This window comes from Idiomarina aquatica (assembly GCF_003987185.1).
Taxonomy (GTDB): domain Bacteria; phylum Pseudomonadota; class Gammaproteobacteria; order Enterobacterales; family Alteromonadaceae; genus Idiomarina; species Idiomarina aquatica.
Genome location: NZ_PIPS01000004.1, coordinates 269,070 through 291,396 on the forward strand (window position 1 = coordinate 269,070; position 22,327 = coordinate 291,396).

General features: G+C 49.8%; 20 protein-coding genes. 10 read left to right on the forward strand and 10 right to left on the reverse strand.

Annotated features, from left to right (window positions below):
* Positions 1-73 precede the first annotated feature (73 nt).
* Positions 74-1,180, forward strand: coding sequence for a sensor domain-containing diguanylate cyclase (locus CWE23_RS12305; protein ID WP_126820414.1), 1,107 nt, complete (start codon positions 74-76; stop codon positions 1,178-1,180).
* Here CWE23_RS12305 and CWE23_RS12310 read toward each other — a convergent pair.
* Positions 1,177-1,926 carry a hypothetical protein gene (locus CWE23_RS12310; protein WP_126820415.1) on the reverse strand — a complete coding sequence of 250 codons (750 nt, stop codon included), beginning with the start codon at positions 1,924-1,926 and terminating at the stop codon, positions 1,177-1,179. The genes CWE23_RS12305 and CWE23_RS12310 overlap by 4 nt on opposite strands.
* 126 nt (positions 1,927-2,052) lie before the next feature.
* Here CWE23_RS12310 and CWE23_RS12315 point away from each other — a divergent pair, with 126 nt between their 5' ends.
* Both CWE23_RS12315 and CWE23_RS12320 read left to right on the forward strand, forming a co-directional pair.
* The gene (locus CWE23_RS12315; protein ID WP_126820416.1) at positions 2,053-3,219 is read left to right on the forward strand and encodes a sensor histidine kinase; all 1,167 of its coding nucleotides are present in this window, start codon (positions 2,053-2,055) and stop codon (positions 3,217-3,219) included.
* The gene (locus CWE23_RS12320; protein ID WP_105307568.1) at positions 3,212-3,853 is read left to right on the forward strand and encodes a response regulator transcription factor; all 642 of its coding nucleotides are present in this window, start codon (positions 3,212-3,214) and stop codon (positions 3,851-3,853) included. The genes CWE23_RS12315 and CWE23_RS12320 overlap by 8 nt, the downstream gene beginning before the upstream one ends.
* Here CWE23_RS12320 and CWE23_RS12325 read toward each other — a convergent pair.
* Positions 3,839-5,695, reverse strand: coding sequence for a DUF885 domain-containing protein (locus CWE23_RS12325; protein ID WP_126820417.1), 1,857 nt, complete (start codon positions 5,693-5,695; stop codon positions 3,839-3,841). The two genes, CWE23_RS12320 and CWE23_RS12325, sit on opposite strands and share 15 nt — an antisense overlap.
* Positions 5,696-5,808: 113 nt before the next feature.
* On the opposite strand from CWE23_RS12325, the gene CWE23_RS13920 reads away from it, so the two are divergent.
* Together CWE23_RS13920 and CWE23_RS12335 are read left to right on the forward strand one after the other, a co-directional pair.
* Complete coding sequence (locus CWE23_RS13920; RefSeq protein WP_105307570.1) at positions 5,809-6,060, forward strand: hypothetical protein; 252 nt, start codon at positions 5,809-5,811, stop codon at positions 6,058-6,060.
* Positions 6,061-6,069: 9 nt separating this feature from the next.
* Complete coding sequence (locus CWE23_RS12335) at positions 6,070-7,176, forward strand: threonine aldolase family protein (protein ID WP_126820418.1); 1,107 nt, start codon at positions 6,070-6,072, stop codon at positions 7,174-7,176.
* On the opposite strand, the gene CWE23_RS12340 is transcribed toward CWE23_RS12335, so the two are convergent.
* Positions 7,170-7,574 carry a DUF6746 family protein gene (locus CWE23_RS12340; RefSeq protein ID WP_105307572.1) on the reverse strand — a complete coding sequence of 135 codons (405 nt, stop codon included), beginning with the start codon at positions 7,572-7,574 and terminating at the stop codon, positions 7,170-7,172. The two genes, CWE23_RS12335 and CWE23_RS12340, sit on opposite strands and share 7 nt — an antisense overlap.
* Before the next feature lie 130 nt (positions 7,575-7,704).
* Between CWE23_RS12340 and CWE23_RS12345 the strand changes: the two genes are divergently transcribed.
* Together CWE23_RS12345 and CWE23_RS12350 are read left to right on the forward strand one after the other, a co-directional pair.
* Complete coding sequence (locus CWE23_RS12345; RefSeq protein ID WP_126820419.1) at positions 7,705-8,781, forward strand: transporter substrate-binding domain-containing protein; 1,077 nt, start codon at positions 7,705-7,707, stop codon at positions 8,779-8,781.
* Positions 8,782-8,786: 5 nt separating this feature from the next.
* Positions 8,787-10,619 (forward strand): ABC transporter ATP-binding protein, encoded by a 1,833-nt coding sequence (locus CWE23_RS12350; protein WP_105307574.1) that lies wholly within the window; start codon positions 8,787-8,789, stop codon positions 10,617-10,619.
* Between the two features lie 4 nt (positions 10,620-10,623).
* Here CWE23_RS12350 and CWE23_RS12355 read toward each other — a convergent pair whose 3' ends face one another.
* Positions 10,624-11,436: a mechanosensitive ion channel family protein gene (locus CWE23_RS12355; protein ID WP_105307575.1), complete on the reverse strand. Its 813-nt coding sequence runs from the start codon at positions 11,434-11,436 to the stop codon at positions 10,624-10,626.
* 8 nt (positions 11,437-11,444) lie between these two features.
* A complete protein-coding gene (locus CWE23_RS12360) occupies positions 11,445-12,476 on the reverse strand; it encodes a hypothetical protein (protein WP_126820420.1) in 1,032 nt (343 codons plus the stop codon).
* 205 nt (positions 12,477-12,681) lie between these two features.
* On the opposite strand from CWE23_RS12360, the gene CWE23_RS12365 reads away from it, so the two are divergent.
* Positions 12,682-13,149: an Hsp20 family protein gene (locus tag CWE23_RS12365; protein WP_126820421.1), complete on the forward strand. Its 468-nt coding sequence runs from the start codon at positions 12,682-12,684 to the stop codon at positions 13,147-13,149.
* Positions 13,150-13,221: 72 nt separating this feature from the next.
* On the opposite strand, the gene CWE23_RS12370 is transcribed toward CWE23_RS12365, so the two are convergent.
* Genes CWE23_RS12370 through recQ form a run of 3 tightly spaced genes read right to left on the reverse strand, consistent with a single transcriptional unit; the run spans position 13,222 to position 18,192 of the window.
* Entirely contained in the window at positions 13,222-16,065 is a 2,844-nt protein-coding gene (locus CWE23_RS12370) for an EAL domain-containing protein (RefSeq protein ID WP_126820422.1), read from the reverse strand.
* On the reverse strand, positions 16,065-16,331 hold the full coding sequence (locus CWE23_RS12375) for a DUF3630 family protein (protein ID WP_126820423.1): 267 nt from the start codon (positions 16,329-16,331) through the stop codon (positions 16,065-16,067). Before CWE23_RS12375 ends, CWE23_RS12370 begins: the two co-directional genes overlap by 1 nt.
* The gene (gene recQ, locus CWE23_RS12380) at positions 16,324-18,192 is read right to left on the reverse strand and encodes a DNA helicase RecQ (protein WP_105307580.1); all 1,869 of its coding nucleotides are present in this window, start codon (positions 18,190-18,192) and stop codon (positions 16,324-16,326) included. The genes CWE23_RS12375 and recQ overlap by 8 nt, the downstream gene beginning before the upstream one ends.
* 84 nt (positions 18,193-18,276) lie before the next feature.
* Between recQ and CWE23_RS12385 the strand changes: the two genes are divergently transcribed.
* Entirely contained in the window at positions 18,277-18,732 is a 456-nt protein-coding gene (locus CWE23_RS12385) for a thioesterase family protein (protein ID WP_198678843.1), read from the forward strand.
* Positions 18,733-18,736: 4 nt separating this feature from the next.
* The gene (rarD, locus tag CWE23_RS12390) at positions 18,737-19,657 is read left to right on the forward strand and encodes an EamA family transporter RarD (RefSeq protein WP_105307582.1); all 921 of its coding nucleotides are present in this window, start codon (positions 18,737-18,739) and stop codon (positions 19,655-19,657) included.
* Here the strand turns inward: rarD and CWE23_RS12395 are convergent.
* Together CWE23_RS12395 and uvrD are read right to left on the reverse strand one after the other, a co-directional pair.
* The gene (locus CWE23_RS12395; protein ID WP_105307583.1) at positions 19,650-20,072 is read right to left on the reverse strand and encodes an OsmC family protein; all 423 of its coding nucleotides are present in this window, start codon (positions 20,070-20,072) and stop codon (positions 19,650-19,652) included. The two genes, rarD and CWE23_RS12395, sit on opposite strands and share 8 nt — an antisense overlap.
* Before the next feature lie 77 nt (positions 20,073-20,149).
* Positions 20,150-22,321: a DNA helicase II gene (gene uvrD / locus CWE23_RS12400; protein ID WP_105307584.1), complete on the reverse strand. Its 2,172-nt coding sequence runs from the start codon at positions 22,319-22,321 to the stop codon at positions 20,150-20,152.
* Positions 22,322-22,327: the final 6 nt, after the last annotated feature.

Consider the following 22,327-nt stretch of genomic DNA (forward strand, 5'->3'; position numbering starts at 1 on the left):
AAAAATTGTATCTCTATACGCGTAGCTTCTTGTATGGTTAAATATTAACCATACAAAAAAATAAGTTACGCTCGTGTGCACACATAATAATCACAGATCATTTGATCAGTTGCTGTCACAACTTTCTACTCGCTTAATTAATAGTGAGTCGGCTGAGACACAAGACTGCATCGCTGAGGCCATTGCGGCATTCGGCAGTTATGTTGATGCCGATCGCTGTTATGTTTTCGAGTTTTCAGACACTATGACCAGCATGAGCAATACCCATGAATGGGTTCGTGATGGCTTGTCTGCGCATATCGATGATCTGCAAGGAATTACCGAAGAGGAACTGCCGTATTTCTTCAATTTAATGAAGAACACGTTTCGCTTTATCGTCCACGATGTCCGTACACTCCCCGAAGCAGCCCGCAATGAAAAGCTTGAGTTTGAGCGTGAAGATATCTGCTCGGTAGTTTGTATTGGCTTAGTGGCGAACCAAAAATTACTGGGTTTTGTCGGCTGCGACATGGTTCATAAACGCTATCACTGGACCGACGACGATGTTCGCCACCTCAGCCTTGTCGCCGACATGATCGCAAATTCGCTTGAACGACAACGCACCTATCAGCAGTTGATTGACACGCAGCGCCAATTAAAAGAAGCCAACAGTAAACTACAGGCTCTTGCCACACGGGATGGCCTAACCGGGATTCCCAACCGTCGGGCGCTCGACGAAAAACTGCTCGAAGAAGTGCGGCGAGCCAAACGGCAGGGTACTGGCCTAGCCATTCTGCTGATCGATATTGATCACTTTAAAGCGTTCAATGACACTTATGGCCACCTGAAGGGGGACGAAGCGTTAAAGCAAGTTGCAACTTGCCTGGACGCCGTTATGCAACGTAGCACCGACTTTGTTGCCCGCTATGGCGGCGAGGAGTTTGCGGTACTGATTTCTACAGACTCAGCCTGGCAGGCACTGCGCAAAGCCAATGAATTACTGGATGCGATTGAGCAACTGTCCATCGAACATAAAAACTCACCAACAGAACCCTACTTGACCGTCAGCATTGGCGGCTACTTTGAATTACCTCAACCCGATGCTGAAGTCGCCAGCACCATATCCAGGCTTATCGATAATGCGGATCAAGGCCTTTATCAGGCGAAAGCCGACGGTCGTAATTGCATTCGTTTTCGCTAGGGCACGGTCTTTTTGACGCCAGATTGCACGGTATATTTCCGTGTCCAGACGTGAATGGCAATTCCGCCTAAGAGGCCCGGTGCAATCCAAAAAATAAGTTGCCACTGACCCAGCTCCGATAAGACATGACGGGCACCAAATGCGAAGAACGCCGTATAGACCGCGATGCCGGAACCACACATTGAACTTAGATGTTCAATTAACCAACGGTTAGCTGCAACTCTTTTTGAGTAGGCATAATGAAGTACCTGAATGGCACTGATGATGCCAAAAATAGAGAATACGTAACCTAAAATCTGGTTCACAGTACCATTGATGGCCTGTGCCAATAACACCAGGGATGCAATAAATAAGGCCACTGGCGCGATGATATGATGAGCCTGGCGGGCTAACGATCTATCACGCTTTGTTTTAAGCGCCAGCATCGCCTGATTAACGGCGGTGTAAGTCAGTAACGACAACACCAATAGTAGTGTCCAGAAACCGTATATATTTCGTGTTAACTGTGCTGGATTTGTACTTTCTGCGTACCATCCCGCCTTAAAATACTCAGGCGCAATCAGCACCATAACCGACATCAGGATTGCGGACGCCGCGACGGTATACATTGTTATTGTGTAGGCTTGGCCGAAGCGGCGATGATTTAATCCCCCTTTCCGGGTAGTGATCGGTATCCAAAACAACATCATTGCGATGACACCCGCCAAAATATGTAAGTACAGTAAACTGGTATGAATTGTCAGCATAACATGCCTCCTTAATGAGCTCTCATCATGCTAAGCCTTTAGGAGCCCTTCGACAGGTGCCAAAAGTCACTTTATTGATCGTGACTTTTGGCCTATTGCTGAGATATCAGATGGTGGCATACTGCAATGATGAATATGTCGTTATTGCATAAACTGGTCGATAACAACTACAGCGTTGATCGTTGGGTTGCTCTGTTGACGTGGGCGCTGTTAACTGCCGCTTGCCTGTACTTTTTGGCTCAGCGTCCGGGCTCTCCTTTCCTTAGTCTGCACTGGCTACTTACAGCATCATGCTTCGTGGTATTTTACCTGGGCTTTCACGTAGCAACCCGTGATGAACCGTTGCCGGGTGAACCAACAACGCGAATCGTGCTGGTGGCGATACAATTTGTTTTGGTTGTCGTTTTGTATTTTCTCGTCCCCTATAACTTTGTTGCCATTCTAATGGTGTTGTGGGCCGCGCAGTTGCCCTATTTTATGCCGCTGAATAAAGCGATTACTGCGTCACCGGTGATTGCGTTACCGCACTTTTTGGTTTACCAGATTTACTGGCAGGATGATTTAGCCTGGCTATCCGCGTTGCTATTCTGGACCTTCATTATCTTTTCAATGACGATGATGGGTACACAGTTGAAAGAAGCTCGTGCAAAAGAGAACGAACAACGTATAAACCGAGAACTAAGAGCGACTCAGGCGCTATTGGCAGAAGCCACTAAACAAACCGAACGTACCCGAATTGCTCGCAATATTCACGACTTGCTGGGTCACCATTTAACCGCGCTCACGATTAACCTGCAGGTTGCCGAACACAAATCCTCAGGTGAAGCCCGAGCATTGATTGCGAAAAGCCGAAGTATCGCGCAATTACTATTAGCGGACGTCCGCGAGGCCGTCTCGACGATACGCGAATCCGATTCGATGGATATCGCTGCGGCACTGGAAGCGCTGGATGTTGATATTGCAGGCAAAACCGTCACCATAAACTATCCAAGTCCGCTCAACATACAACACGTCGAAACAGCAGAAGCCATTCTCGCCTTGGTGCAAGAGTCACTCACCAACTTTATGCGCCATTCAACCGGCAACCACTACCAGGCTAACGTGACGCAAACGGATGACTGGATTAAGGTTAACATCTCTGATAACGGCAAAATGACCAAGCCAATCAATGAGGGCAACGGCATTCGCGGCTTGCGTGAAAGAGTCGCTCTTGCCGGAGGCGATATCGCATTCACTGAGTCGCCAACCTTTACTATCTCCGCACAATTCAGGCGTATGACAGACAATGATTAAGGTACTGCTGGTTGACGATCAAACCCTGGTAAGACAAGGGCTAAAAAGTTTGCTGGATTTAAGCGAGGAGGTCGTGGTTGTCGGCGAAGCGGAGAATGGACAGACCGCTCTGGAGGCTGTTGAAACATGCCAGCCCGACGTTGTGTTGATGGACATTCGAATGCCGGAAATGGATGGCATTGCCGCCGTCACAGAACTTACCAGGCAACACCCTAAACGGCCGGCGTTGATGCTCACTACCTTTGACGACCACGCCTCAGTGATGGCAGCAATTCAGGCTGGTGCAAAGGGATATTTGCTGAAAGACGTGTCGTTAGAAACCTTAGTGGAAGCGATCCAAACCTTGCATCGCGGCGAGTCCTGGATTCAGCCCATTGTAACCGAACGTATCATCAAAGGACTGCAGTCTGTCCGGCCTCATACGCCGGTTGCTGAATTAACCGAACCATTGACGGACAAAGAACTGGCCGTTCTCAGGCTGATAGCGGCAGGACTCAGCAACCAAGAAATTGCTGAGTCCCTGTTTAAATCCACCGGCACCGTAAAAAATCAAGTGTCGTCGCTCATGGCCAAGCTCGGCGTGCGTGATCGCACCCGAGCTGTGCTAAAGGCAATTGAGTTAGGCTTGCTGTGACGCAATCCACTGGTCAACTCGACGCTCGAGGATATGCAACGGCAAAGCTCCGCCGCCGAGCACGGTATCGTGGAAACCACGAATATCGAATTTCTCACCCAATTGTTGCTTGGCTTTCTCACGCAATTCCAGAATCTTAATCATACCGATTTTATAGGCAGTCGCCTGACCCGGCATCACCAGGTAGCGACGGACTTCTGAGCGCACCGCTCCTTCTGCTATCGGCGTGTATTTTTCAAAATACTTAACCGCATCCTCCTCGGTCCAACCTTTTGCATGCATGCCGGTATCAACCACCAGCCGCACGGCGCGCCAAATTTCGGTAATTAAGCGACCAAAGTCTGAATAAGGGTTTTGATAAGCGCCCATTTCTTTCGCCAGTTGCTCAGCATAAAGCCCCCAGCCTTCGCTATAGACGGTAAAGCCGGCCTGGGTGCGAAACTCTGGTACAGACTGCAGTTCTTGGGCAATTGAGATCTGCATATGGTGGCCAGGATTACCCTCGTGATAAGCAATGGCCTCCATCTCATTTTTTGGCATTGCTGTCATATCGGATAAGTGGGCGTAGTAAATGCCCGGACGTGAACCATCTGGCGTACCCGGATAATAATGCTGTGCGGCGCCGTCCTGTTCACGGAAGGGTTCTACCCGTTTCACCACCAAATCGGCTTTCGGTAAGATGCCAAAGTAGTCGGGTAAGCGCTCATTGATGAAGTCAAGGTACTTCTTAGAGTCCTCGATATACATCTCGGCGCCTTCATCATTGTTTGGATAAAAGAACTGTTCATCCGTGCGGATAAACGTAAAGAACGCCTGTAAGTCGCCCTCAAAGCCCACTTGATCCTTTATTTTCAGCATTTCATTGTTCAGGCGCTCTACTTCTTGCAGACCCAACTGATGAATCTCATCGGCCGTCATATCCGTGGTGGTGTAGTTTTTTAACATTGCGTTGTAAAACTCAATGCCACCGTCAAAACGATGCACACCGGTCGCAATTTCCGGGGTATTTTCGATGTCACTCTGATAAAACGCGATGATTTGTTCGTAAACCGGCATAACCTGTTTGTACAAAACGTCAGCCGCTTGAGTGCGCAACGCATCAGCGGTCTGCTGGTCGATTGTTTGTTGCTCTAACAACGCGTCTATTTTTTTGTTCACATCCGCCATAAACGCAGAGTCCTCGCCTTCCGTGAAAGGGGCTCCGGTAATGACTTTTTCAGATTCTTCAATGATCAGCTCATAGGCAAAGCGTGGTGCGCGAATGCCCTCAGAGACTTGCTGCTCGGCGCGCGCTAATAGCTGCTCAAGTGCACGTGCTGACTCACCTAAGCGGCTGATATACGCATCCATGTCCTCTTTGTTTTCAACACGGTGAAAATTAAGCAAAAACTGCGGCATAAAGGTATGTGCCCCACGCATTTGATCGAACACGTAATCGTATTTGCGAAAATCGGCGTTACGTTTTGCTTGTTCGTACTGGTACACCCAAACATCGTATGAGGTCTTTGCCTCATCCGTCAGTTGCTCGTACTCAAATTCAGCCTGTAATTCATCGACGGTTTGCTTCATCCATTGCTGCTGTTGTTGCTCCGCCTCGATACTCAAGTCATCAATTTCACCGTAGCGATCTTTTCGCCCCAGGAAAGTCATTTGCATTGGGCTTTGTTGCAGCTGCTCTTCATATTTTTGCTCAAACCAGGCATTTAAACGCTCTGTCTCGGACTGTTGAGCCTGCTCTGCCGTCTGCTCGGTATTGGCGGTCGTTTGTGACTGCGGCTCTGCTGGCTGACCACACCCAGCAAGCAACCCCGCCAGTGCTAAAGCAACAAGTGAGTATTTCATAGCGAACCTTCCATTTTGATCGTTAGGGCGATAATGAAGAAAAACTATAGCGCGCTTGATACACTGTATGGAATAGTTTTTAACCAATAAGTTGTAAGAGGACTTTTCGAGTTATGGCAAAGCCGAACAAAAAAGGTCCAAAGCGCACCGTACAAATCTCATGCCTACAGTGCAAAACTCCGATCTTTAAATATCGGAAAGGCGGCAAGGGCGCATTAGTGAAATGTTTTATGGAGCGTATTGTGGAGGACCATACCACCACACCCTGTCATTGTCCCGGGTGTGGTCAGGAGTTCGCCAGAGAGACGATGATTCGAGGCACACCGGCCTACAAAATCATTGGCGGAAAAGTGCATATGAAATAAGGAAAATGGATGATCGACGCCGACATTAAACTGCGCTACCAACGAGCCTGTGAACAGGCAGGCCCCTCAATCCTGCGGCATCCGCAATTAACCATGGCGGAGCAATTACGACAGCTCGCCGACAGTATCGAGCCGCAAGAACAACGTGATGTCTATGGTAAAGGTTCGCTGATCGAGCAGTTTGAGCAGGAGGTCGCCCGTCGACTTGGTAAGGAGGCTGCGATCTTCCTGCCCACCGGCACCCTGGCACAGCCACTAGCGCTAAAACTGCACAGTCTCGAGCGAGCACGTCAACGGGTCGCCATGCACCCGACATCGCACTTATTGTTACATGAACACATGGGTATCGAGGCTCTCTGGCAACTTGACAGCTGCACCGTCGGAGTCAGCGATCAGCCAATTGATATCAGTGATTTGCAGAGCCTGAACGGCGATAGTCTCGCCGCCGTCGTACTGGAGCTGCCTATGCGAGAGATTGGCGGCCAGTTGCCAACCTGGCAGTCGCTGATTCAACAACACCAGTGGGCAAAACAACACGGAGTGCGCTTACATTTGGATGGTGCGCGCCTATGGCAGGCTCCGGCGCATTACCAAAAGTCGTTAGCGGAAATTGCCGCACTCTTTGATTCCGTTTATGTCAGTTTCTACAAAGATCTGGGCGGTATCAGTGGTGCGGTGCTCGCGGCTGACCGCGATTTTATTGAACAAGCCCGTATCTGGGCGCGCCGCGCCGGTGGCAATCCTATTTCACTGTATCCGGAAATCGTGGCCGCACGACAGGGCCTGAAGGATAACCTACCGGTGATGAAAGACGCGGTTCATTATGCGGTAGGTTTAGGCACGCAATTACAAAAAATGGACGGTGTTACGGTAACGCCAAACCCGCCACAAGCTGCGATGTTTCATCTGCACTTTCCGTTGTCACCGAATTGTCTGGCAGACAAAATAGCCGATTATATCCAGGTCCATGGCGTGATGATTTTGCCCTTGCCAAGGGCAGGAGATGAGCACCACAGCGTCTGTGAAATCTCGATAGGGAGAAATGCCCTGTCGCAACCGCAGGACTTTTGGTTGCGACATATCAGGGCGTTTATCCAATCACTTAATGATCAGTGATTGTCATGATGCTTGTGATGTTCACCCAGCAAGTGGTTTAAGGTGTTTAAATAATCTTTACCAAAACCTTTAACACGCGGTTTGTTCATTTGCTCTGAGCCCAAATGTACTTCTTCCAGTGAATTTGCCGCGACATCCAATTCTTTGCTTAAACGGGCAAGTGCAACTTCCAGCGTGTACGTCAGTTCATGCACTTTCGCCATATCCTGAGCGCTTAAATCACCGTTCACGATCTCTTGCAGCTTGGCATTGTATTCCACCAGATTCATGATGGCTTGCTGCAGATTTTCAGCTGGTTCAGGCTTGAAATGTTGATACTTCTGCTCGTCATCATCGGCAATTGCCGAGGTTGAAAGCGACATCACCACAATAAATAATCCAGCCAGTAAACGTTTCATTGTAACCTCTCTATTGTTAATAACAATTCTCATTCTCTATTCAATCGCTTGTCAGGTCAACGTTTTCGAGCGAAACCTGATACGATAGTTTTGATCAAACTCAAGTTACTGTTACATCAGGGAGTACGCAATGCTCTATCGCCTGGTTCTTTGGCTTTCGCTAACCCTTATTATGTTATCTCACCCGCCCGCTCATGCGCAGGACGAAGCGCAAGCGCAAACGTTAAAAGTTGCCGTTCGCATGAATGCGCCTTTTGTGATGCAACGCGAGGGCGAGTATCAGGGGCTGGCCATGCAATTGTGGGAAGACATCGCACGACAGCTCGATAGACCCTATGAATTGCACCCAATGCCCCTGGAGCAGCTGTTAAGTGAAGTGGAACAAGGACATTACGATATCGGCATTGGTGCATTAACCATCACCGCGGCTCGTGAGTCCCGTCTGGACTTCTCTCAGCCATTTCATAATGGCGGACTTGCCATAGCGGTGCCGGCCAATAATACAGCGACATGGTGGGCGGTGACTAAACGCTTTGTTTCATTTGAATTTTTAAAGGTCGTTCTAATCCTTGGTGCCGTGCTGTTTATCGCCGGCGCTTTAGTCTGGTTGTTTGAGCGCCGTGAAAACCGTGACGAGTTTTCCGATAAGCCCCTTGCCGGCCTGGGTGCCGGATTCTGGTGGGCTGCAGTTACTATGACAACGGTTGGCTATGGCGATAAATCACCGCGCTCGCTCGGCGGACGCATCATAAGCCTGATCTGGATGTTCACTTGCGTGATTATTATTTCGAGCTTCACCGCGTCTATCGCATCATCACTTACGGTATCTCAGTTTCAATCCAAAGTCAGCGGTTTGGGTGACTTACCCAGCGCCAGAGTTGCCACGTTGTCCAACTCCGCTACAGCTCAATGGTTAAGCCAAAAGAACATTGGCTTCCAAGGTTTTGACGACCTTACCAAGGCGCTTGAGAAACTTAATGCTGGGGAACTCGATGCGGTTATCTACGATGAGCCGATTTTGCGTTATTCTATGCGCAGCCAGGCGCTCAACAATATTCGTTTACTGCCTGATCGAGTGCTGCCTCAGGACTATGGTTTTGTTCTGCCACAAGGCAGCCATTTTCGCGAACCTGTCAATCGGGAGCTATTACGGGTTGTCCAGACGGAAGCTTGGCGCGACTCCCTTGACCAGTATTTAGGAAATTAACACTCATGTTTTCTTGGTTTGAGCGACGTCTTAATCCATTCCCGGCAGAGGAACCCACTCAACCGCCGCAGGGATTTTTCGCTTTTTGCTGGCACTTTACCCGCGGAGCAACACCTTACATCGTTGCCACGGCGCTACTAATGGCGGCAATTGCCATCGCCGAAGTTTGGCTGTTCGGTTTTCTCGGTCAGATCGTCGACTGGCTGGCACAGCAAGATCGGGAAACCTTTATTGACGATCAGTTCTGGCCGCTACTGGGCATGAGTGTGTTGGTGTTAGTCGGGTTACCCTTACTGGTCTGGTTCCATTCGTTACTGACACACCAAACGCTGCTGGGTAACTTCCCTATGCGAATCCGCTGGCTGGGTCATCGCTACTTGATGAAACAGTCGATGTCCTATTATCAGGACGAATTTGCCGGTCGCGTAGCCACAAAACTCATGCAAACGGCTCTCGCCGTTCGGCAGTGCATCATGACCTTTATTGAAATTGTAAACTACGTGGTCGTGTACTTTTTAGGGATGTTCTTTATCATCGGCAGCGCCGACTGGCGTATGATGTTGCCGCTGGCATCATGGCTGGTCCTGTACGCCCTGCTGTTGCGTTACTTTGTCCCGCGGCTGGGCAAAGTTTCAGCGTTGCAAGCTGACGCCCGTTCCATCATGACCGGACGCATCGTTGACTCCTACACCAATATTCAAACGGTTAAACTGTTCTCACATTCGCAACGAGAAGCGGCATTTGCCAAACAAGGCATGGATAAATTCCTTGATACCGTGCACGCACAAATGCGACTGGTCACCAAACTGTATGGTTTTCTCTACTTCATTAACTGTGCGCTGCTGTTCAGTTCTGCAGCAACCGCCATTTGGCTATGGCGCGGCGATATGGTCAGCCTCGGTGCTGTTGCTGTAGTGATTGGCCTGGTACTGCGGTTATTTGGTATGTCGCAAATGGTGATGTGGCAAATGTCGACGCTGTTTGAGAGCATCGGAACGGTGCAAGACGGCATCGGCTCGCTATCGGTACCACAACGCATTGTCGACAAGCCGAATGCGCCACAATTGACCGTCAGCAATGGCGATATTCAGTTTGACCAGGTGCGCTTTCATTATGGTAAAGGCTCCGGTGTTATGGAGAATTTTAACCTGCATATTAAACCGGGTGAGAAAGTCGGCATTGTTGGCCGTTCAGGCGCCGGTAAATCGACCCTGGTTAATCTGCTGTTGCGCTTTTACGACGTTGAAGGCGGCGCAATACGCATTGACGGACAAAACATCAGTGAGGTTCAACAAGATTCTCTGCGCGCACAAATCGGCATGGTGACGCAGGACACCTCATTACTGCACAGGTCGGTGCGGGATAACATTCTTTATGGCCGTCCCGATGCCAGCGCTGACGATGTACAACATGCCATCGAGCGAGCTCACTGCGCCAGTTTCATCGCTGACTTGTCGGACAGTAAAGGCCGCACGGGACTGGATGCCCATGTCGGCGAACGTGGTGTCAAGTTATCTGGTGGTCAGCGCCAGCGTATTGCCATCGCCCGGGTGATGTTAAAAGATGCACCGATTCTTATCCTCGACGAAGCGACCTCGGCACTGGATTCCGAGGTGGAAAACGCGATTCAGGATAATCTTTATCAATTAATGCAGGGTAAAACCGTTATCGCCATTGCCCACCGCCTGTCGACTATTGCCGCAATGGACCGGTTGGTAGTGATGGACAACGGTGAAGTCATTGAGCAGGGTAGCCACGAGCAATTACTGGCTCAGGATGGCCTCTACGCGAAACTCTGGCGTCATCAGTCCGGTGGCTTTCTGGCGGAGCACCTTTAGCGAGTTAACATTCTCGCGCGGTCTCTACGCGCGAGAATTTCACCTCCAGTTCGAGCAGTCGCTTTTTACCGCGAGCGGTCAAATCCGTCACAAACAGGAACTGTTGCCGAGGATCTATCGGATAAGCTTTTAAGCGATACCGAGTCCCCCAGGGTTCCTCGTTTACCGTCACGACTATCGGTTTTGACAGTTGCAGATAAGGACTGGTTAAGGCAATGTCTTCCAGCGCGTCACGAATCATAAAGGCATCAAACTCAGGCTGAATAAAAAATTCAGCCACGCACATTAAACTCGGCCCGCCATTGTTGGCGTTGTGAATCAGATTATCCCAGAGCTTTAAGTGTGGTACCCATATGACGGTATCATCATTGGTCACCAACTCCACGGTGCGCATACCGATGTGCTTAACTTCACCATAAACCCCATCAACGGACACCCAGTCACCCGGGCGATAGGGCATTTCATGCACTGCGACCACGCCGGCAATTAAACTGCTGACATAATCTTTTAACGCAAAACCGATGGCCAGGCCGGCGGCGCCCAGAGTCGCAACCATATTTTGTAGAGTCGGCTCGATGATGCGGGGAATGATCAGTACCAGCGCCAGCACCAACACCAAAATACGAACCATGGGCACCAGTGCCAGTGTATACAGGCGCTGCTTGCCATGCAGATGGTTAGCGAGCCACGGCAGCAAACGCTGAGACAACCAAACCACAAACCAGGCCGCGAGCAAAATCGCCGCGATTTCAATTAACGCTGCCGTATTAAGTTCTTTGAACAGACCGGCAACTTCGTTCACAGATTCGTTTTCCATGTTGGCCTCTAAAAGTGATCCAGCCACAGTCCTCTGGCACTCAATGCCTGACGTACAACGGGGTAACCGGTCGGCGTAACGTACCACTGTGATTCGGTTTTACGAATCAAACCACAGTAGTTGAGACTTTGCAGTTCAATATCCAAATGCGTCGGCGATACAATCGGCAACACCTGATGCAGTTGATACGACGCAAGCCCGCGATGCAGGAGCAGCATGTGCAGGATAAAGGCGGTACTGTCCGTTGTTTCTGCCGGCATTGACGGCAACTCAAACGGTGATTGCTGTTGCTGCAGCTGCCGTCGGTAGCGGCTCCCCGAAAACGCACAGGCGATTCCGAGGTTACCCCGCGATAACGAAGCCAGGTGCTTGAGATGTTCAACGTCTCGGTTAAGACCCAGTGTCTGCAGCGCCTCGGCATCAAAGGCTTGCAGCGTCAACGTTTTTGGCTGTGATACGGGCCATAATTTACGCAGAAAACTCCAGGCCCAACTGTCACAAACCACCAGTCCTTTACCAATATCACCGCTCAGAGCCTGAGCAAAAAACGCCCGTACCCAGCGCAACCCTTTTGACTGCCGCAAATAGCAATGTGCCAACTCCGGCACAAACCAAGGAGCCGCATGATTACCCTGAGGTAATTCAACGTTTAGCGTATCGAGGCAAAGCTCATCTCGCTTTGGCGTTTGTAAATCGACGATATTGTTGGCGTTAGCCCATGTTTTTGCGATTTCATTAACGGGTGAATGGGGTGGGCTGATCAACCAGCGTACGGATTGATCCTCATCATCGTCACGCCATTCCTGCAACATATGATCAAGCTGTTGTAGCCCTTCATTGATACTAAACTTCAGCACATCCACGCTTTGCTCGGGCTGTTCCGTTTCATTGTCCTTGCCCGACTGGGCACGCAACGAATGCCACCAACGTTTTATGGTAATCACCGTTGGTGTTGTCGGGCAGCGATAATCACTGCTGGCAACCCATTGCCAAACAGAATCCTGCTGCTGTAATTGTTGTGGTTCTGGCGACTCTGACATCCGGGCATTCCCTGCGGTAACGCGATAAATTCATAGTAAACACTGTACCGTAAAAACAAAAATTTTATTTTTTCTCTTGAAAATTATTGGCTCTGTTCACACATAAGGTAGTGAAGCCGGCGTCTCTCAGAGAGTCGGCTGACAACCGACACAGACGTGTCATTTTGTTAAACCATTAAAGTTATTGCTTCTAAGGAGAATGACTATGGCAACTATCGATTTAAGCCCTCTTTATCGCAGCAGTGTTGGTTTTGACCGCATGGCTTCTTTGCTTGATGCAGCATTGCGTTCTGACACCAGCGCAAGTGGTTATCCTCCCTACAACATCGAGTTAATCGCTGAAAATCAATACGCGATCACGCTGGCTGTTGCAGGTTTTGAAGAGGATGATCTTGAGATTGAAGTCGAAAATGGCGTACTTCGCGTTTCCGGCAGCAAACCGGAAGAAAAAGAAAAACGCGAATTCTTGCACCGTGGTATTGCCAACCGAGCCTTCGAACGTAAGTTCAGCTTGGCTGAGCACATCGAAGTAACCGGTGCAGCGCTGAAAAATGGTTTGTTGACCATTGGCTTAGTTAAGAACATTCCTGAATCGATGAAACCGAAACGCATCAGCATCGGTAACTCGACCAAGGAATTACTTGAAGTTCGCTCGAGCAAAAGCGATAGCTAAGCTGTTAAAACGACTTCCCTGGATACATTAACAGCGATTAAGAGAGGCGGGTAAACCGCCTCTTTTTTATGGCTATGGTGTATTTTCAGCCGGTTGCCACTGTGTTGGCCGCCCGCACACATACCCTTGTAAATAGTCTACCTCTGCATCGATCAATGCCGTTCGCGTTTCCTCATTTTCGACACCAACCGCACTGACTTCAACGCCCGCGGCTTTCGCCAACCGGATACAGGATAAAACCAGCTCTGCCTCGACCGCATCGAGGAGCATATTTTGCACCCAGAAACGATTGATTTTTATCTGCGTCAACGGCATTTGTCTGAGTAAACGGAACGAATTGAAACCGGTTCCAAACTGGTCGATTACGGTAACACAGCCCAACTGTTGCAGTTGTTTAAACAGCTCATAAGCACGCTCAAAGTTTTCCGCGACAACCGGTTCAGCGAGTTCAAACGCCAATTGCTCGGGTCGCATATTCGACTGTTCAATTTTTTGCTCTAGAAAATGAATCAGCTCACTGTCCTCAAGGCTTTGAATCGATAAATTAATGTGACAACGCCAGGTTCGGGTTGCAATAAAGGGGTTATCATTAAAATAATCCAGAACGTGTCGCACCAGCCAGCGGTCCGCTTTACCCATAATGCCGGCATTTAACGCTGCGCTCAGGAACTGTTGCGGTGCCAGTGCTTCATCTGGATCTGTTTGCCCAGATTCGGGCAACCGCAACAAGATTTCATAGCAATGCTTGTCACGATTCTGATCGGCACTGACCATCACTTGTTGATACAAAACCCAATCTTCGTTGACCAAGGCGTCTCGTAATCGCTGTTCCCAGTTCTGTTCTTCGCGTCGCAACAGGCGTTGCTGATCGTCCGCCGTTGCGCTGTGTACCTTGAAATCGCCCAACTGTTGCGCAAGCTTTAACGCGCCCTCTGCCCGCCGTAACAGGCTTACTCCATTAAGGGTCGCTGCGGTCGCGCAAGCAATGCCCGCATGAGCGGTAAACTGAAACACACGGTCTTGAGTTGAAAAACGAAATTCCCGGCAAACCTGAATCAGCTGATACGCAAGCGCAAAACCGGCTTGCTCGGTGTCGCTGATCATAATGCCGAGACGTTGCTCAGCCACCCTGGCAATACGCGCTCTTTGCGGCAATTTCTCCCGCAGATTCAATACCATTTGCAATAAGGCCTGGTCGCGGACGGCCGGCTCGGTTTGATCATGGATTACCTGCAAACCATTAATATGCAGCAGTATCACCACACAGTCCTTTTGCTGATCGACCTGTCGTTGCAACACACGATGAAATTCTCGCTGATTGAGCAGCCCGGTCAACGGGTCGTGCTTTGCCAGGAAATTCAGGTGCATTTCCGCTTCAACCTGCTCGGTCACTTCCAAAATACGGCCGCGCCCGTCAGCGAAAATCTCTATCTGCAACCAAATTGTTTTGCCGTCAATCCGTTCTACCGATTGCAGGTGTTGCCAACTCTCTCGCCGTTGTGGTTCATTCCAGGTCGTGCACTGGCTGTTAAACAAGGCACCCGCCGTTGGCCAATGACGGCGCAGGAAATCGGCATTGTTTAAACCTAAAATGGCTAAAAAGCGTTTGCTAACCCGCCGCCAATGATGATCCGCATCAAGCTCAAACCAGCCCTCATTACTGCGGTTGATAAACCGCCAGTAAGCGTCCCGATAATAGTCCTTCATACGGCGTAAGCTGCCAATTCTGCGATCCAGACGCACCAGCGCTTTATCCAATTGTGCCAGTATCAGCGCCAACATATTTGCGGTCAGTAGGCTATACAACACAATGCCCGAGAGACCCTGCCATAAGGTATTAACACGCGGAAGAATGAGTAGCCAGGCAATGACCGATAGCGGCAATAACAGCAGTACAAACCACTTTACGATACGGTCATGGTCACTGTTAACCACGCGCCAGCCAACCAATGCCGTGATCGCGACGAGGATACTGATTTGCAATGACAGCCAAGTGCTCGACTGCAGCTCAGGCCACCAAGGCTGAGCAATACTAACCAACAGCTCAAGCACCATAAGCCCATTAAAAAAGCGGTTCCAGTTAACGCTTTTCAGCCAACTTCGTACGCACTCCCTCAGCACCCACGTCAGTGCCAACAATAACCACTGTTTAGAGTATGGGAGTAACACGCCGGCAATGGCCGGACTAAACGGTGAGAAATAAGTGATCCAAATACCACTGTGCAGTAGCATGACCAGAATAAACGCGGTGGCAACAAGACCGGTACTTATCTGCAGTTTGCGCTGAGTGCCGCGCGCCAGGCTAAAAGCAGCTACCGCAAGCAACAACAGCACGCCGGCATTCACGCCCAGCGCCGTTTGTTTTTGCTGTAAGTGCAGTTGTAATGGCTGCGGTGCCCAAAGTGACAAGGTGTTTATTTGTTTTGGCCACTGTTTCATGCTCATGACCAACCACATCGTCTGATTGGCCGGAACATCAACCGGCAACATGATCTGTTGCGAAATATGTGGACGGTTTACCAAAGGGTCATCGAACTCAACCCGTTCGGAGTCCAGTACCTGAAATTCAGCGTTCAACAGATAGACACTGGCTTCATCGATGTAACTGTCGCCGAAGTCAATGATATAACGTTGTGATGAGCGGCTTCGGTTGAATACTTTTACCGCAGCCCAGATGAGTGGTTTATCGCTTCCAATTTGATGCGAGCGCAATTGTTCGAACGACTCCCATCGCTCGGGGCTATCCAAACCGATTCGGGATAATGAAAAGTTGTCGTGAGTGACTCGGAATGCCAATTGCTGATTGAGCTTTACCCGTTCTGTTTGTGCCGAAACCGTCAGTACTTGGCGAGTTTCAGTTGCCACACTCTCGACAGAAACAAGCAACACCAATAACGCCAGAAGCCTAAATAACATCAAATATAGTCCTCTGCTTGCAACGCCGTCATCACCCCTTTGTCGACACCCTCAAGTGGCTGCAGCCAAGCGGCTTCGCACAGGTGCGAGTAAAACAACAGCCAGTGACGGTTACGGATCGACAACCGCCAGCAATACTGATCGGCTGCCAGCTCAGACTCGCGAATGGTCGCGTCCAGCGCAGCTGCGACGTCAGACGCCCAACTGTCGATGTCCGTTTCTGCTGTCGGACGATGCTTTAATATCAACGTGTCTAAATCAGCCATTGAATAACTGTCGTTCACTCGCTCCGTTTAAAAAATGATTAATTGCGTCAATAAATTCTGCGCCGTAACGCTCTAATTTAACCTGGCCTACCCCCGAAATTGCCAACATATCGGCATCGGAGGTCGGATAGTCGATACACATTTCAACCAAACTGGCATCACTGAAAACAACGAACGGTGGCACGCCATCGCGATCGGCAATGTCTTTTCGTAGTTTCCGCAGGCGCCGGAATAATACCTTATTATAGTCACCGCGATCAGTGATACTGTTTCGCGTCGCAGTCAGGTTAATACGTGGTTTCGCCAGTTCTAGTGTCACTTCTCCGCGCAAAACCGATCGCGCGGCTTCGGTCAGTTGCAAGGCCGCAAAGCGGCGAATGTCCTGCACAATCAGGCCACGATGTATTAACTGCCGTAAAATTGAGAACCAGTACTCATGGCTCTGTTCCTGGCCAATGCCATAAGTACTCAGTTGATCATGTTTTAATTCCAGCACGCGCTGGTTTTTAGACCCTCGCAATACCTCAACAATATGAGCAATACCAAACTGTTGCCCCACTCTGTAGACACAACTCAGCGCTTTTTGCGCATCTTCCAGAGCGTCAAACCGTTGTGGCGGGTCCAGACACAAGTCACAGTTACCACACTCTTTGTCGGTAAACTCATTAAAGTAGTTCAATAGCACCAACCGTCGGCAGGTTTGTGCTTCCGCCATCGCTTGCATGGCGGCAAATTTTTGTTTTTCCACGAGCCGGCGGTGTTCGTTGTCCTGCTCTTCTATCATCCGTTGAATCCACTGCGCATCCCTCGGATCAAACAGCATCAGTGCTTCAGCCGGTAAGCCATCACGGCCGGCTCGCCCCGTTTCCTGATAGTAAGACTCGATACTACGGGGGATATCAAAATGCACGACAAAACGAATATTAGGCTTATTGATGCCCATACCGAAAGCAATGGTTGCCACAACAACATCAATGTCGTCACGTAAAAACTGCCGCAGCGTCGACTCCTTTAACGCATGCTCTAGTTTGGCATGGTAGGGTGCGGCCTTTATGCCGGCTTGTTGCAAACTCTCGGAGATTTCTTCAGTTTTCTTACGTGAGCCGCAATAAATAATGCCGGCTGAGCCCTTTTGTTTTTTCACATAGTCTTTAATTTGCTTTAACGGCTTAAACTTTTCCTGTACCACGTATCGAATGTTAGGCCGGTCAAAAGAGCTACGGTGACAATAGGGTTGCTGCAGTTGCAACCGTTCCATGATGTCATGTTGAGTCGCTGCATCAGCGGTAGCGGTTAACGCCATAAAAGGAACATTCGGCAAATACTGACGCAGTTGCCCAAGCTGACCGTATTCCGGACGGAAGTCATGCCCCCACTGACTAATACAATGTGCTTCGTCAATGGCAATAAAACCCGGCTGGTATTCCTGCAGTCGTTGGATAAAGCTTGGTTGTAGTGCCCGCTCAGGACTGACATAGAGTACTTTTATTTGTTGCCGCTGGAGCTGTTGCAAAGTCGCCAATGCCGTCTCCGAAGACAACCCCGAGTGCAGGGTAGCCGCTGATATCCCCATCGCCTGCAATGCTTCCACTTGATCCTGCATGAGCGACAACAACGGCGAAATCACGACAGTAAGCCCCTCATGACACAGCGCTGGCAATTGATAGCAAAGCGATTTGCCGCCGCCGGTCGGCATCAGTACCAAGGTATCTCGCCCCTGCAGCGCATTCAGCATCACATCCAGTTGGCCATCACGAAAACTGGTATAACCGAATACACGCTGGAGCTGCTGCTTAAGTTTCGCGATCAGATCTTGATTGTGCTGCGATTGGTCACTAACTTCGGCATTTTTGGCTAACATGGGCACCTTGAGCAAGCTTCTGTTGACTTGATTAACATCATCGCTCTATTGTAAGCGTCCTAGCCCCTGATCACCATGATAAAAATGGATATACAACGATTGCTGACGAAAGTTTCCGAGTTTATGAACGACCAAGTTCCGTTTCAACGCATGCTCGGCTTTGAAATCACTGAGTTTACCCCAGAGCGGGGCGAAGTCCGGTTTCGCTGGCGTGACGAACTGATGGGTAATGTACCACAGCGGATACTACACGGCGGTGTAACCTCCACCGCACTGGATACAGCGGGGGGACTCGTTGCGATTGCCGGGATGCTGGCACGATTGGATAATCCGACCGAAGAATATCTCATGGAGCGACTGTCACGCTGTGGTACCATAGATTTGCGTGTTGATTATTTACGACCGGGCCGGGGCGAGGAATTTATTGCCAGCGCCACCATCATTCGATCCGGCAATAAAGTTGCCGTAGCGCGAATGGAACTGCATAACCAGGATGGCACACACATCGCGTTTGGCACCGGTACATACCTAGTAGGATAAAGCAATGACCGATGAAGCGGTGCGGGCTAAGCAGGGCGTAATCTTTGCGCTGGCTGCGTACACATTTTGGGGCGTAGCTCCTGTCTACTTTAAACTCGTTAAACAAGTCCCGGCGTTTGAAATACTGGCGCACCGTATTATCTGGGCGTTTGTTCTGGTGCTCATTCTCATCATTGCGATGCGCCGGATGGACCGGATCTTACCGATTGTACGCAGCCCCAAACTGATTCTTAGACTTGCACTGGCCACCGTATTACTTGGCGGCAACTGGTTTCTATTTATTTGGGCCATCAATACGGATCACCTGCTCGATGCCAGTTTAGGTTATTACATTAATCCATTACTCAATGTCGCCATCGGCATGGCCTTTTTTGGCGAAAAAATGCGTCGTCTGCAATTGGTGGCTATTGCTATGGCCGTTCTCGGCGTAGCGATTCAGATCATAACCTTCGGCGCTGTACCTTGGGTAGCTCTGGCACTGGCCTCGAGTTTTGCCATTTACGGTGCCATTCGCAAACGACTGCCGGTCGATTCAATCAGCGGGCTGTGGTTGGAAACCGCGTTATTAGCCCCGATCATGCTGGGCTATCTGATGTTTTTTGCCAACTCGTCTGCCAGCGATCTTACCGCCAACAGCTGGCATTTGAACCTGTTGCTGGTTGCAGCCGGACTGGTTACTACGGTGCCGTTGTTGTGCTTTACCGCAGCGGCGCAGCGTATCCGTTATTCCACCCTGGGGTTCTTTCAATACATTGCACCAAGCATGATGTTTTTACTGGCGGTTCTTGCTTACGGAGAGCCGTTGGAGGAAAGCAAACTCATTACGTTCATTATTATTTGGGGAGCGCTGGCTCTGTATACGGTGGATTCCGTATTACAGCGCCAGCGCAATAAACGAGCCGTGGTGCAAGAGCCCGTTAGTTGAGGTTTGCATCTAATGAGATGTCGGCATTCAGTACTTTGCTAACCGGGCAACCTTCTTTGGCTTGGTTGGCAATTTTCTGAAATTCGTCGTCACTGATGCCATCAATCGTAGCTGTTACCGTTAACTTGATGGCATCGATTTTAAAGCCGCCATCATCTTCTACCAATGACACTTCAGCTTTAGCGTCAATTTCGCTCGGCTCATAACCGGCTTCGCCAAGCATTAGCGAAAATGCCATCGCGTAACAGCCCGCATGAGCCGCACCAATAAGCTCTTCGGGATTCGTTCCTGTGCCACTTTCAAATCGACTTTTGAATGAATAAGCCGTGTTATCCAACGTACCACTTTGTGTCGAAACAACACCGGAACCTTCTTTAATACTGCCTTTCCATACTGCACTTGCATTGCGCTTCATAAACACCTCCGTTTTTAAAGCGTGTGTCTATGTATAGTCGGAAATGTCAGTATGCGTTCAATTTGTTTTTATGTTAATTAACAAGGTTCCAGTCTCGCATAGGCGACAACCAACCATTTGCTGCCCACTTGATCGAAGTTTATCTGGATTCTGCTCTGTGGTCCTGTGCCTTCATAATTCAATACCGTGCCGTCTCCAAATTTCGGATGCCGTACCCGCTGACCGAGTTGATAACCGGTTTGCTCAAAGGCTTCATGGCTTGCTGCGTTATTAAACCGGCTGTAGCTGGATGGGCGTTGGACCTGAGTCTGAAGACGCACTTCATGTAAGGTATCAGCTGGTATTTCAGAGACAAACCGGCTCACCTTATGGAAGAATTCTTGCCCATAAATGCGTCGTTGCTCCGCATAAGTCAGTACCAGCTTTTGCATGGCTCGCGTCATTCCGACATAACAAAGGCGACGTTCTTCTTCGAGTCGCCCGGGTTCGTCCATCGACTGTTGTGACGGAAAGACGCCTTCCTCAACACCGGTCATAAACACCAACGGAAACTCCAGGCCCTTGGCACTGTGAAGCGTCATCAACTGCACAGCATCCTGATACTCATCCGCCTGTTCTTCACCAGCCTCGAGTGCTGCATGCGCCAAAAATGCGTTAAGCGGACTCATGTCTTCTTCGCTGTCATCCAGGTTAAAGTTTTGACAGGCATTGACCAGCTCTTTCAAGTTCTCAACACGGGTTTCTGCTTTTTCGCCTTTCTCAGCTTCGTACATCGCCAACAGACCTGAGCGACGGATCACCTCGTCACTCAAACGACCCAGCGTGAAGTCTTCGGTTTCGTCGTCTAACCCTTCAATAAAGTCAATAAACGCTGCAACGGCGTTTCTTGCTCGTCCTGCCAGTGCTTTTTCAGCAACCATTAAACTCGCCGCTTGCCATAGCGATTGCTGGTTTTCTCGCGCCGTCTGACGAATGATGTCCAACGTGCGGTTACCAATCCCCCGAGTGGGGGTATTAATGACTCGCTCAAGGGCGGCGTCATCATCACGATTTGATAAAATACGCAGATACCCTAACGCGTCTTTAATTTCCTGACGTTCAAAGAAGCGTAGCCCGCCATAGATGCGGTAGGGCATACGGGCGTGCAACAAGGCCTCCTCCAGCACGCGCGACTGCGCGTTACTGCGATATAAAATCGCAACGTCCTGCAACGCATTACCCTGATCACGCCACTCTTCAATACGCCCAACGATGTAACGGGCTTCATCCATTTCATTAAACGCGGCATAGAGGCTGACCGGTTCGCCTTCATTACCATCCGTCCAGAGATCCTTACCAAGACGCTCTGCGTTGTTGGCGATAACCGCATTGGCAGCTCTCAGTATGGTTCCTGTTGAACGATAGTTTTGTTCCAGTCGGATAGTGGTTACCGCCGGGTAGTCGTCCATAAACTGCTGTATATTTTCAACCCGCGCACCACGCCAGCCGTAAATGGACTGATCGTCATCGCCGACAATAGTGACAAAATTTTCTGCACCGGAAAGCAACCTGATCCACGCGTACTGAATGGCGTTGGTATCCTGAAATTCGTCCACCAATATGTGTCGGAAACGACGCTGATAATGTTCTCTTACCGATTTGTTATGACGCAACAGTTCATGAGCGCGTAACAAAAGCTCTGCGAAATCAACCAACCCCGCCCGATCGCAACTTTCCTGATAGGCTTGATAGATGGACTTTAACGTCTGTTCGTTCGGATCGAAGGTTTCGATGTGTTGCGCCCGCAAACCTTCGTCTTTCTTACCGTTGATGTACCATTGCGCCTGTTTGGCCGGCCAACGCTTTTCATCCAGATTCATCGACTTTATCAGTCGCTTAATCAGCCGCTGTTGATCATCGCTATCAAGGATTTGAAAGTTTTGCGGCAAGCCAACATCCATATAATGCGCGCGCAATAACCGGTGAGCCAGACCATGAAAGGTGCCAATCCACATATTGCGCACCGAGCTGCCTAACAACTGTTCTACACGGCCGCGCATCTCGGATGCCGCCTTATTGGTGAAGGTAACCGCTAAAATACTGTAAGGAGAATAATTACGTTGCTGGATCAGCCAGGCAATACGATGCACCAACACCCGCGTTTTACCACTCCCTGCCCCTGCCAGCACCAGCATATGACCATCATCAGCACTAACCGCCTGACGTTGTTTATCGTTGAGTCCTGAAATCAAAGGGTGCGTACTGCTCATGTGGGC